Below are 11,832 nucleotides of genomic sequence, written 5' to 3'. Positions count from 1 at the left end.
CCGGATCGGGGCCTGACCGTTGGCCGGACAGGTCGTGATCGTCGGCGCCGGGCTGGCGGGACTGCGCGCGGCCGAGCACCTGCGCGCCGCCGGATGGGACCGGGCCATCACCGTTGTCGGCGCGGAGGAACACCTCCCGTACAACCGGCCGCCGCTGTCGAAGGACCTGCTCGTCGGCGGCACCGGGGCCGGCGGCGCGGCGGAGGCGCACGCCTACGCGTACCGGCGGTCCAGGAGCGTGGCCGACGTCCGCTGGCGGCTCGGCACCCCGGTCGTGCGGGCCTCGCTGCGAACCCGGTCGGTGACGCTGGCGGACGGCACCGTCCTCACCTACGACGGGCTGGTGGTGGCCACCGGCCTGCGCCCCTCGCGCGCCGCCATCCCCGGGCCCGACTTCGGCCGGTACGTGCTGCGCACCCTGGACGACGCGCTGCGGCTGAGGGAACGGCTCGTCCCCGGATGCTCGGTGGTGATCGTCGGCGGCGGGTTCATCGGCTGCGAGGTCGCCGCCACCGCCCGTACGGCCGGATGCGAGGTCACCGTGGTCGAGGCGGGCGCCGAGCCGATGGAACGCGCGATCGGCCCCGAGCTGGGCCGCGTCCTGCGCCGCCACCACGAGGACAACGGCGTGCGGTTCGTGACCGGGCGGGTCGTCTCCGAACTGCTGTCGGACGGGCCGTGCGAGCGCGTCACCGGCGCGGTGCTGGACGACGGGACCGCGATCCCCGCCGACCTCATCGTCGAGTCGGTCGGGTCACGGCCCAACGTGGAATGGCTCGACGGCAACGGCCTCGACCTCCACGACGGGGTGGAATGCGACAACTGGATGCGGGTCGAAGGGCTGCCCGGCGTGGTCGCCGCCGGCGACGTGGCCCGCTTCCCCAACCCCCGGTACGACGACGTGCCCCGCAGGGTCGAGCACTGGAGCGTCACCGGCGACACCGCCCGGCGCGCGGCCGCGACACTGGCCGCGCACCTGGGCGTGCGATCCCACGACGACGGCCCGTTCACCCCCTTGCCGTCGTTCTGGAGCGACCAGTACGGCGTACGCGTGCAGAGCTACGGAGCGCCCGCCCTCGGCGACCGCTGCGTCCTGCTCGACGGCGGGCTCGACCACCCCCGGGCCCTGACCGGCGGCGTGGCGATGGCGTACTACCGCGACCGGCAGATGGTCGGGGTCGTGCTCGCCGGGATCCCCGAGTCCCGGCACCGCCACTACCGCGAACTGGTGGCCGACGCCACCGTCCCGCCCCGAACCTGGACGTCCGAGCGCCCGGCAGGCGGCCGGGCGTACTGGCCCGGGGACGTGGGGGGCCGTCCCCCCGAAGTGATCCGACCGCTCACCGTCTGAGGGAAGGTCCCATGTCCGCCACCACGGCTCTCGACGAGCACAAGGAACGCAACGCCGCCGCGATGGACGACGTCACCGCCCGCGTCCAGGAGTCCGGCGTCGAGTTCATCTACTACCAGACCGTGTCGCTGACCGGCCGGATCGTCGGGAAGGTCGTCCCGGCCCGGCACCTGCGCCGCAACCTGGAACGCGGCGTCAACCTGCATCGCACCGCGATGTCGGACCTCCAGGTCGACCGGTTCGGCAACCTGCTCGGCGGCGGCACCGAGGCCAAGGAGTTCACCGCCGTGCCCGACGCCGACACCTTCGCGGTGCTGCCGTGGGACACTACCGTCGGCCGGTTCTTCTGCAGCGTGTACGAGCCGGGGCACTTCCCGGAGATCGGCGGCAGCCCGCTGGCCACCGACGCCCGTTCCAACCTGCGCCGCGTCCACGACGCGTTCACCGAGGCCACCGGGCTGCGGCTGCGCAGCGGCTGCGAGCCCGAGATGACCTGGACGGGTCCCGGGCTCGACGTGCACGTCAAACCGGGGTCCAGCCCGTCCTACCACGTCGACAGCCTGGAGCTGATGCGCCCGATCTTCCAGCGGGTGATCCGGTACGCGCAGGCGCTCGGCCTCGACATGATCGAAGGCGACTACGAGGACCCCGGGCAGCTCGAGCTGAACTGGATGTTCGACGACGCCTGCGTCACCGCCGACCGGCTCGTCACCTACCGCCAGATCTGCAAGCAGGTGGCCCGCGAGATGGGCGTCACCGCCAGCTTCATGCCCAAGCCCGCCGCCGGGGTGATGGGCAACGGCTGCCACCACAACCTCAGCCTGTGGCGCGGCGACCGCAACATCCTCGCCGACCCCGGCGTGACGGAACTGCACCTCACCGAGGAGGGCAGGCACGCGCTCGGCGGCGTCCTCAGCCACGCCGCCGGGATGATGGCGCTGATGGGCCCCACGGTGAACTCCTACAAGCGCTACTGGGACGCGGGCCAGTTCGCCCCGTCCCAGATCAACTGGGGCATGGACAACAAGACCTGCACGGTGCGGCTGTCGGCCAACGGACGGCTCGAATGCAAGCTGCCCGACGCGTCCGTCAACCCGTACCTCTCCCACGCCGCCGTCATCGCCGCCATGAAGGACGGCCTCGACCACGCCATCGACCCCGGCCCGCCACAGGCCGGCAGCAGCTACGAGGCCACCCCCTCGAAGTTCGAGCCGCTTCCGCTGACGCTGCGGGACGCCCTGGACGCCTTCGCCGCCGACGCCGTCGTCCGCGGCGCCTTCCCGGAGGCGATGTCCGCGCTGTACCTGGAGCTCAAGAGCGACGAGTGGGCCCGGTTCTGCGGCGCCATCACCGACTGGGAGCGCGAGATGTACACCGAGCACCTGCCGTGACCGAGCCCCTGCGGCTGGCGTGCATCGACGCGGAGGCGCCGCCGCTGTTCTCGCGCAGCCCCGACGGCGTCGCCCGGCACGGCTACGAACCCGACGCGGCCGCCCTGGTGGCCGAGGTGATGGGCCGCCCGTTGCGATGGGTCTTCATGCCTTGGGCCGAGTTCGTCCCGTCCCTCCAGGCCCACGAGGTGGACGCTGTCTGGTGCGGGCAGGGCATCACCGAGGAGCGCCTGCGCCATGTCGACTTCACCCGTCCCTACGCGGTGTTCAACGAGGCGGTCCTGGTACGGCGCGGCGCCGGTATCACCTCGCCGTCCGGCCTGCGCGGCCTGCGCGTCGCGGCGATCGAGGGCAGCACCAACATGGCGCTGGCCGAGACGTTCGAGGGTGCGACCACCGTGCCGTTCGGCGGCGAGACCGACGACGTCTTCGGCGACATGCTGGCCGCGCTGCGCTCCGGCGAGGTCGACGCCGTGGTGGACGACGACGTGGTCTTCGTCCCCCTGGCGGAGGACGCCGACTTCGACCTGGCCTTCACCGTCCCCACCGCGAACCGGTGGGGCGTGGCCGTGGCCAAGGACCGTCCCGGAACGCGCTCCGCCCTCGACGACGCGCTGGCCACCGTTATCGGGGACGGCCGCCTGCGGCGGATCTGGAACACCTGGATGCCGACCCTGCCCTTCCCGTTGTGAACGGTGTCAGATCTGCCCCTCGGGCTTCCTGGGGATCGTGGCGGCGATCGGGCGGCCCAGCTCGATCAGCACGTCGCCGGGCGGGCTGTACTTCGGCGGGACGGTCACTTCCACGTAGGTCTGCCGTGACACGGCGGTGAACGTGACCGGACGGTCCGCGGGCTGGCCGAACCAGTCGACGCCGTTCACCGTCACCAGTTGCGCGTCCGGGGTCAGCGCGGCCGGCCGCGGCACGCCGCAGCGCAGCGCGATCGCGGGCGAGCCCCACGCCGCGGTCAACGGTGACTCCGGGGAGGTGTCGCGGCGCTCGGCGCCCAGCACCTTCTCCGGGAGCCGCAGGCCCGCGCACAACCGCGCGCCCGCCGCGTCCGGCGTCGGCACCGGGACCCGCACGGCGCCCGCCCCGCATCCGGCCGCAAGCAGCAGCCCTGGGAGAAGCGCGGCGAGGAGGCGCCGCCGGGCGCCTCGCCGTCCAGATCGAGCCGGCACGGGAACCTGGAAGCTAGATGTGCACGATCGGGCAGGTGAGCGTCCGGGTGATCCCCTCGACCGCCTGGATCTGCGCCACGACGAGCTTGCCCAGCTCGTCGACATTGCGCGCCTCCGCTCGCACGATCACGTCATAGGGCCCCGTCACGTCCTCCGCCAGCGTGACGCCCGGGATGCCGCCGATCTCGCGCGCCACCTCGGCCGCCTTGCCCACTTCGGTCTGGATGAGGATGTAGGCCTGCACCATCCGTCCTCCCCGGGCGGAGAATAAACGTCGGACGGTCACCGTATCGTGTTACACGCCGCCCTGGCCCCTCGGGGCGGCGGTGGGACGGGGGCGGATGAGCAGCATCGGGGAGCTGGGCGAGTTCGGGCTGATCACACGGCTGACCGATCGGCTGCGGCAGGGCCCGGCCGTGGAGCTGGGGCCCGGCGACGACGCCGCGGTGGTCCGGGCGAGCGACGGGCGCGTGGTGGCCACCACCGACCTGCTCGTCGAGGGCCGCCACTTCCGGCGCGACTGGTCCGGGCCGTACGAGATCGGCTGCAAGGCCGCCGCGCAGAACTTCGCCGACGTCGTGGCGATGGGGGCGCGGCCGACCGCCCTGCTGGTCGGTCTGGCGGCACCGGCCGACACCCCGGTCGAATGGGCCGAGCAGCTGTACGCGGGGCTGGGCGAGGAATGCGCGATGGCCGGCGCGTCCGTGGCCGGCGGCGACGTCGTCGCCGCGCCGCTCATCACGCTCGCGATCACCGCGCTCGGCGACCTCGCGGGCCGGCCGCCGCTGACGCGTTCCGGCGCGCGCCCCGGCGACCTGGTGGCCGTCCGGGGACGGCTCGGGCACTCCTCGGCCGGTCTGGAACTGCTCGACGCCGGCAAGGACGAGCCCGCCGGGCTGATCGAGGCGCACCGCCGGCCCCGCCCTCCGTACACGGCGGGGGAGGAGGCCCGCGCGATGGGCGCGACCGCCCTGATGGACGTCAGCGACGGCCTCCTCCAAGACCTCGGCCACATCGCCAAGGCGAGCGGCGTCCGCATCGAGGTGGACTCGTCCGCCGTCCCGAGGCCACGGGAGCTCGGTCCCGACGGCCTCCGCCACGCCCTCACGGGTGGGGAGGATCACGCCTTCGCCGCCACCGTCCCGCCGGGCACCGTGCCGCCCGCGTCCTGGACGGTCGTCGGAAGGGTCGTCGAAGGCGCGGGCGTGCTGGTCGACGGCACGTCCTACCAGGGAGGCGGCTGGGACCACTTCCGCCGGTGAGCCAGGGGCGACACGGGCGGCCGTCGTGTTCCCGCACAACCCTTTGGGCGTCTGGTAGGCATGCTTGATGCGGGTTTGGTATACATCCTGTGATCGAAGAGGGATGGGATGGGACGACACTCCAGGCACGCGCGAACCGGGGACGAGGGCGCACCGCCCGACGCCGAACCTCCGCTTCCCGGGCCGCACCCCTCGGACACCCGCAGAAGGCCGCCATCGATCCCGGTGCCGCTGCTCCCGATCGTCGCGCTGGTCCTCGCCGTGGGCATGGTGTCCTACGCGCTGAGCACCCAGCAGATCGCCCTCAACTTCGCCGGCGGCGCCCCGAGGGAACCGACCAAGGAAGGCCAGGTGTCCCAGCGCGGCCCCCGCGCCACCGAGCGCCCCGATGGGCTCGTCGTCGCGTTCAGGCTGGTCAGCAAGACCTCGAACGGCTTCCGCTTCACCACCACCATCGCCAACCGCGGGGACCGTCCCGTGCCGTCCTGGACGATGTCCTTCCGCATCCCCAACGCCACGATCGTCGCCGTGCGCGGCGCCACCGCCGTCCGCACCGGCGCGCTCGGCCTGGTGCGCAGCCCCGCCGGCGCCCCCGCCCTCCAGCCGGGCGGCAAGGTCAAGGTCAGCTACCTCGCCCGCGGTGTCGCGAGGGGCCCGTCCTCCTGCAAGCTGAACGGCCTGACCTGCACACGCGTGTAGAACCACCGCATATCGCCCTAGAGTGGGCATCGTGACCGGATCACTCGAGAACCAGGCGCCCCCGCTCGTCCTCACCATCGCCGGCTCGGACTCCGGAGGCGGCGCGGGCATCCAAGCGGACCTGAAGACGATGCTCGCCCTCGGCACCCACGGCATGAGCGTCATCGCCGCCGTCACCGCGCAGAACTCCCTCGGCGTCCAGGGCTACTGGGAACTGCCCCCCGAGGCCGTCCGAGCCCAGCTCGACTCGGTCCTGTCCGACATCGGCGCCCACGCGATCAAAACGGGCATGCTGGCGTCCACCGCCCTCGTCGAAACCGTCGCCGAAGTCCTCGCCGAAGCCACCGCCCCCATCGTGGTCGACCCCGTCGGCGTCTCCAAGCACGGCGACCCCCTCCTCGCCCCCGACGCTGTCGACGCCGTACGTTCCGCGCTCCTCCCCACCGCGACCGTCGCCACCCCCAACCTGTGGGAAGTGGAACAACTCACCGGCGTGAAAGTCGTCGACGAGACCGGCCTCCGCGAAGCCGCCGAAGCCGTCAAGGCCCTCGGCCCCCGCTGGGTCCTGATCAAAGGCGGCCACCTCCCAGGCGAACCCGCCGACCTCCTCTTCGACGGCGAACACGAACACCGCTTCACCGCCCCCCGCCACAACAACCGCCACACCCACGGCACCGGCTGCACCCTAGCCTCGGCCATCGCCTCCTACCTGGCCCGAGGCGAAGACGTCCCCACCGCCGTCGCCAAAGCCAAGGACTACGTCACCGGCGCCATAGCCGCAGGCTTCCCCCTAGGCAACGGAATCGGCCCCGTCAATCACGCTTGGACTTAGCAAGCGAGAGCTGCGCTGTGTTTATTGGCAAGCACGAGCTGCGCTCCTCGCCTGGGGGCTCGTCGCTTGTCGTGCTTGCGGCGATCGCTGCATCGCTTCGACTCGCCCTGGGGGCTCGCTGCGCGATCAGATTCTCGCTGGCGCTCGAATCTGCCTTCGGACGCGATCGCAACGCCTGGCCGCCGTTCGGGGCTGGGGCGAGGGGCTAAGGTAGTTGGGACTGTGCTCATTGGCGCGCCTGCGGCGGCGGGCGATGAGCGCCATCTTTTATAGCAGGCGCGAGCTGCGCTCCTCGCCTGCGGCTCGTCGCTTGTCGCGCTTGCGTGCGATCGCTGGCATCGCTTCGACCCACCTGGGGGGGCTCGCTGCGCGATCAGGTTCCTCGCAAGCTCGGAACCTGCCTTCGGACGCGATCGCAACGCCTGAGCGACCGTTCGGGGCTGAGGCGCAGCCCGCGGCCGCGATGAACGCCCCCCATACCCACCCTTCAGCTCCCGAACGATCGCCCAAACGCTGCAATCACGACCCAAAGCAGAGGGCGAGCGCAGCCTCTCGCAACGACCTCAGCCCATCACCCCAGCCCCAAACGGCGGCCAGGCGTTGCGATCGCGACCGAAGGCAGGGGCGAGCGCCAGCGAGACCCTGATCGCGGAGCGAGCCTCTAGGCGAGTCGGAGCGATGCAGCGATCGCCGCAACCGCAACAAGCGACGAGCCGCCAGGCGAGGAGCGCAGCTCGCGTCTGCAATAAGCGCTAGACGCTGGGCTTGATGACCTTGCCGGCTTTGATGCAGGACGTGCAGGCGTTGATGCGCTTGGTGGTGCCGTTCACGACGGCGCGGACGCGCTGGATGTTGGGGTTCCAGCGGCGCGGGGTGCGGCGGTGCGAGTGGGAGACGCGCATGCCGAAGCCGGGTCGCTTGCCGCAGACGTCGCAGACGGAAGCCACGGGAAACTCCAAGTGGTGTCGATGCTTTGAGCCGGAGTGGCCGTATGCCGGGCCTGCCGGTCGCTCTGAAGGCGCCACGGGACGAGGCGCACGGATCAGGGTAGCCGACGGCCGTCCATCTAGGCGAATCGGCCGGGCCGATCGGTGCCGGTACAGAGGTGTCTGCCGGAGTAAGTAGTACCTTCCTGTGGGAGGAGCGAGGGGGCCGAGTGTGGGCGAAGTCCTCGACGGAATCGCGGTGCGGAGGTGGAGCCGGCTCGCGGCGGAGGCGCTGGGGCGGACCCGGGGTGAGATCGACGCGCTCAATGTGTTCCCGGTCCCGGACGGTGATACGGGGACGAACCTGCATCTGACCGTCCTGGCCGCGGCCGACGCGGTCGCGGAGCTGCCCGGGGACGCGGGTGTCGAGGAGACGTGGCGGGCCCTGACGCGTGGGGCGCTGGTGGGTGCCCGGGGCAACTCGGGGGTGATTCTCAGCCAGGTGTTCCGCGGCCTGGCGGAGATCGTGGGGCGTCCGGAGAACGTGGCGGACGGTGTGGCGTTCGGTGAGGCGCTGGGGTACGCGTCGGTGCTGGCGCGCAACGCGGTGGAGCGTCCGGTCGAGGGCACGATCCTGACCGTTCTGGAGGCGGCGGCGAGCGCGACGGGGGAGAACGGCGATCCGGGGCTGGCCGTGGTGGCGCGGGCGGCGGCGGATGGGGCGCGGCGGGCGTTGCGGCGTACCACGGACCAGCTCGACGTGCTGGCGCGCAGCGGTGTGGTGGATGCGGGCGCGGCCGGGCTGTGCGTGGTCCTGGACGCGCTGGCCGCCGTGATCACCGAGGAGTACCCGGAGCGGTACGAGATCCCGGCGCGGGCGCCCTCGCCGGTGCGGGACGAACGGGCCGGGCCGCCGCCCACGGGTCCCGGCTATGAGGTCATGTATCTGCTGGATGCCCCGGACGAGACCATCCCCGATTTGCGCAGCGTCTTGGACGGCCTGGGTGATTCGCTGGTCGTCGTGGGCGGGGACGGGCTGTGGAACGTCCATGTCCACGTCGACGATGCGGGCGCCGCGATCGAGGCTGGGCTGGCGGCGGGGCGTCCGTACCGTATCCGCGTCACCTACCTGCACGACGGCGACTCGCCGCACCAGGGGCGGCCCGCTCCCTGCGTGGGGCGCGCGGTGGTGGCGGTGACGGCGGCGGACGGTCTGGCGGCGCTGTTCGAGAGCACCGGCGCCCGCGTCGTGCGGCGCGAGCCGGGTACGGTGCCGCCGCTGGCGGTGCTGGCCGAGGCGATCCTGGCGGCGGGGGACGAGGTCGCGGTGCTGCCGAACGAGCCGGAGGTGCTGGCCCTGGCGGAGGCGGCGGCGGAGCGCGCGCGTGATAGCGGGGCGCGCATCGCGGTGGTGCCGACCATGGCGTCGGTGCAGGGGCTGGCCGCGCTGGCGGTGCACGATCCGCTACGCCGGTTCCCCGAGGACGTGATCGCGATGACGCGGGCGGCGGGCGCGACCCGCTTCGGGCATCTGGAACTGGCCGTGGAGGAGGCGGTCACCAGCGTGGGCCTGTGCCAGCCCGGCGACGTGCTCGGCCTGATCGAGGGGGACGTGGTGATGATCGGCTCGGATCTCACCGGCGTGGCGGCGCACGTTTTGGACCGGATGCTGTCGGGCGGCGGCGAGCTGGTCACGCTGATCCACGGGGTGGACGCGCCGGACGACCTGGTCGAGGCACTGGAGACCCACCTGCGCGACCGGCACCCGGACGTGGAGGTGTGCGTGTACGAGGGCGGCCAGGTGCGTTCCCCGCTCCTTATAGGAGTGGAGTAAGGGTCGGAGCCGCGCGGTAGAAAGGGGACCGTGGCGAATCTCGACGAGCCGTTGTACAAGGTGCTGGGCGACAAGACCGCCAAGGTGCTGTCCAAGGGCCTGGGCCTGGAGACGGTCGGCGACCTGCTGCACCACTACCCGCGCCGGTACGCGCACAGGGGGGAGCTGACGCCCCTGAGCGGGTTGCAGGACGGCGAGCACGTCACGGTGATGGCCGAGGTGGTGAAGGTGCAGGGGCGTCCCCTGACCCGCAGTCCCGGCTACGTGCTGGAGATCACCGTCACCGACGGCACCGGGCTGCTCAAGCTGAGCTTCTTCGGCAGGCGGGGCTCGTACCGTCCCGAGCGGGAGCTGTCGCCGGGCACGCGCGGCCTGTTCGCGGGCAAGATCACCACGTACCGGCCGCGCGGCGGGAAGCCGCAGCGGCAGCTCGCCCATCCCCAGTACAAGGTGGTCGCGGCCAGGGACGCGGAGGAGGCCGCGCAGGAGTGGGCGGACGAGATCATCCCGATCTACCCGTCCACCAAGGGCCTGGACATCGAGACGATCGGCAAGTCGGTCGGCACGGTGCTGGACCACCTGCGGCTGGACGCCGACCCGATGCCGCGGCTGATGCTGAAGCGGCACGGTTACATCGGGCTGCGCGAGGCGTACGAGGGCATCCACCGTCCCAAGTCGTGGGAGGAGCTGAGCAAGGCCCGCGCACGCCTGAAGTGGGACGAGGCGTTCGTCCTCCAGGTGGCGCTGGCGCAGCGCCGGATGGCCGCCGCCCGGCTCCCCGCCAAGCCGCGCCCCGCGATCGAAGGCGGTCTCCTGGACGCGTTCGACGCCCGCCTGCCGTTCGAGCTGACCCCTGGCCAGCGCGAGGTGGGCCGCGAGATCTCCGAGGACCTCTCCCTGTCCCATCCCATGCACCGCCTCCTCCAAGGCGACGTGGGGGCGGGCAAGACGGTGGTCGCGTTGCGGGCGATGTTGCAGGTCGTGGACGGCGGCGGGCAGGCGGCCCTGCTGGCGCCGACCGAGGTGCTCGCCCAGCAGCACTACCGTTCGATCACCACGATGCTGGGCGAGCTGGCGCAGGCCGGGCAGATCGGGGGAGCCGACCACGCGACTCGGGTGGCGCTGCTGACCGGCTCGCAGGGCGCGAAGGCGCGCAGGGCGGCGCTGCTGGAGGCGGCGTCCGGCGAGGCCGGGATCGTGGTGGGCACGCACGCGCTGCTGGAGGAGCACGTCCAGTTCGCCGACCTCGGGCTGGTGGTCGTGGACGAGCAGCACAGGTTCGGCGTCGAGCAGCGGGACGCGCTGCGCGAGAAGGTGCCGGGCGGGCGGCCGCACGTGCTGGTCATGACCGCCACGCCGATCCCGCGGACGGTGGCGATGACCGTCTTCGGCGATCTGGAGACCTCCGTGCTGGGCCAGCTCCCCGCCGGGCGGGCGGAGATCAGGACACATGTGGTGCCGCCGGAGAAGCCCGCCTTCCTGGCCCGCACCTGGGAGCGGATCAAGGAGGAGGCCGCCGAGGGCCGCCAGATCTACATCGTGTGCCCGCGGATCGGGGAGCGGGAGGGGGACGAGGGCGACGGGGCCGCCGCCCCCGGCCCGGCCGAGGACGGCGACCGCCGGTCGCCGCTGGGCATCATGGAGCTCCTGCCGCGCCTGGAGGAACTGCTGGCCGGGCTGCGGCTCGGCGTCCTGCACGGCAAGCTGCACCCCGACGAGAAGGACGCCACGATGCGCGCGTTCGCCCGCGGCGAGCTGGACGTGCTGCTGGCCACCACGGTGATCGAGGTCGGGGTGGACGTCCCGAACGCCACCGTGATGGTGATCATGGACGCGGACCGGTTCGGGGTCTCCCAACTGCACCAGTTGCGCGGAAGGGTCGGCCGCGGCACGCTCCCCGGGCTGTGCCTGCTGGTCACCGACGCCGAGCCGGGCAGCCCGGCGCGGGAGCGGCTGGATGCGGTGGCGTCCACGACCGACGGGTTCCGGCTCTCCCGGCTCGACCTGGAGCAGCGCCGCGAGGGCGACGTGCTCGGCGCGAGCCAGGCGGGCCGCGCCTCCAGCCTGCGGCTGCTGACGCTGCTGCGCGACGAGGAGGTGATCCGGGACGCGAGGGACGAGGCGACGATGCTGGTCGAGGCCGATCCCGACCTGGCCGACCACCCCGGGCTCGCCGCCGAGCTGGCCACCCTCCTCGACGAGGAGCGCGCGGACTACCTGGAGAAGGCGTGACCTGGGAAGGCATGGCCGGGATAGGGGAGTCGGCCGGTTTACCTGGGTGACCGGAAGGGTGCGATCTGACATCATCCGCAGTAATCGGCACGTTACGCCGTGGCGGGTCCGTACCTGACGGAGG

Annotated in this window: 11 protein-coding genes; 8 read left to right on the top strand and 3 right to left on the bottom strand. The window is 72.4% G+C overall.

Annotation, left to right across the window (positions count from 1 at the left end; all coding sequences use genetic code 11):
• The first annotated feature begins 19 nt into the window (after window positions 1-19).
• From QSK21_RS23010 to QSK21_RS23000, 3 genes are read left to right on the top strand one after another with little or no spacing between them, the layout of a single operon-like run.
• A complete protein-coding gene (locus tag QSK21_RS23010; protein ID WP_285698822.1) occupies window positions 20-1,351 on the top strand; it encodes an NAD(P)/FAD-dependent oxidoreductase in 1,332 nt (443 codons plus the stop codon).
• Between the two features lie 11 nt (window positions 1,352-1,362).
• Window positions 1,363-2,742, top strand: a complete 1,380-nt coding sequence (locus QSK21_RS23005; RefSeq protein WP_285698821.1) for a glutamine synthetase family protein — start codon at window positions 1,363-1,365, stop codon at window positions 2,740-2,742.
• Window positions 2,739-3,434 carry a substrate-binding periplasmic protein gene (locus tag QSK21_RS23000; protein ID WP_285698820.1) on the top strand — a complete coding sequence of 232 codons (696 nt, stop codon included), beginning with the start codon at window positions 2,739-2,741 and terminating at the stop codon, window positions 3,432-3,434. The genes QSK21_RS23005 and QSK21_RS23000 overlap by 4 nt, the downstream gene beginning before the upstream one ends.
• A gap of 6 nt (window positions 3,435-3,440) precedes the next feature.
• Here QSK21_RS23000 and QSK21_RS22995 read toward each other — a convergent pair whose 3' ends face one another.
• Together QSK21_RS22995 and QSK21_RS22990 are read right to left on the bottom strand one after the other, a co-directional pair.
• Window positions 3,441-3,923, bottom strand: a complete 483-nt coding sequence (locus tag QSK21_RS22995) for a DUF3515 domain-containing protein (protein WP_285698819.1) — start codon at window positions 3,921-3,923, stop codon at window positions 3,441-3,443.
• A gap of 13 nt (window positions 3,924-3,936) precedes the next feature.
• On the bottom strand, window positions 3,937-4,170 hold the full coding sequence (locus QSK21_RS22990) for an Lrp/AsnC family transcriptional regulator (RefSeq protein WP_285698818.1): 234 nt from the start codon (window positions 4,168-4,170) through the stop codon (window positions 3,937-3,939).
• A 94-nt stretch (window positions 4,171-4,264) separates the two neighbouring features.
• Here QSK21_RS22990 and QSK21_RS22985 point away from each other — a divergent pair, with 94 nt between their 5' ends.
• The 3 genes from QSK21_RS22985 to thiD all read left to right on the top strand — a co-directional run bounded on the left by QSK21_RS22985 (window position 4,265) and on the right by thiD (window position 6,716).
• On the top strand, window positions 4,265-5,185 hold the full coding sequence (locus tag QSK21_RS22985; RefSeq protein ID WP_285698817.1) for a thiamine-phosphate kinase: 921 nt from the start codon (window positions 4,265-4,267) through the stop codon (window positions 5,183-5,185).
• Window positions 5,186-5,410: 225 nt separating this feature from the next.
• On the top strand, window positions 5,411-5,884 hold the full coding sequence (locus QSK21_RS22980; protein WP_285698815.1) for a cellulose binding domain-containing protein: 474 nt from the start codon (window positions 5,411-5,413) through the stop codon (window positions 5,882-5,884).
• Between the two features lie 31 nt (window positions 5,885-5,915).
• Window positions 5,916-6,716, top strand: a complete 801-nt coding sequence (thiD, locus tag QSK21_RS22975) for a bifunctional hydroxymethylpyrimidine kinase/phosphomethylpyrimidine kinase (RefSeq protein WP_285698813.1) — start codon at window positions 5,916-5,918, stop codon at window positions 6,714-6,716.
• Between the two features lie 752 nt (window positions 6,717-7,468).
• Here thiD and rpmB read toward each other — a convergent pair.
• Window positions 7,469-7,663, bottom strand: a complete 195-nt coding sequence (rpmB, locus tag QSK21_RS22970; RefSeq protein WP_285698811.1) for a 50S ribosomal protein L28 — start codon at window positions 7,661-7,663, stop codon at window positions 7,469-7,471.
• 211 nt (window positions 7,664-7,874) lie between these two features.
• Here rpmB and QSK21_RS22965 point away from each other — a divergent pair, with 211 nt between their 5' ends.
• Together QSK21_RS22965 and recG are read left to right on the top strand one after the other, a co-directional pair.
• Window positions 7,875-9,476 carry a DAK2 domain-containing protein gene (locus QSK21_RS22965; RefSeq protein ID WP_285698809.1) on the top strand — a complete coding sequence of 534 codons (1,602 nt, stop codon included), beginning with the start codon at window positions 7,875-7,877 and terminating at the stop codon, window positions 9,474-9,476.
• 30 nt (window positions 9,477-9,506) lie between these two features.
• On the top strand, window positions 9,507-11,708 hold the full coding sequence (gene recG, locus QSK21_RS22960) for an ATP-dependent DNA helicase RecG (RefSeq protein WP_285698807.1): 2,202 nt from the start codon (window positions 9,507-9,509) through the stop codon (window positions 11,706-11,708).
• Window positions 11,709-11,832 lie beyond the last annotated feature (124 nt).

Source organism: Actinomadura sp. NBRC 104412 (assembly GCF_030269515.1).
Classification (GTDB): domain Bacteria; phylum Actinomycetota; class Actinomycetes; order Streptosporangiales; family Streptosporangiaceae; genus Spirillospora.
This window is presented reverse-complemented; position numbering and strand designations above follow the sequence as displayed.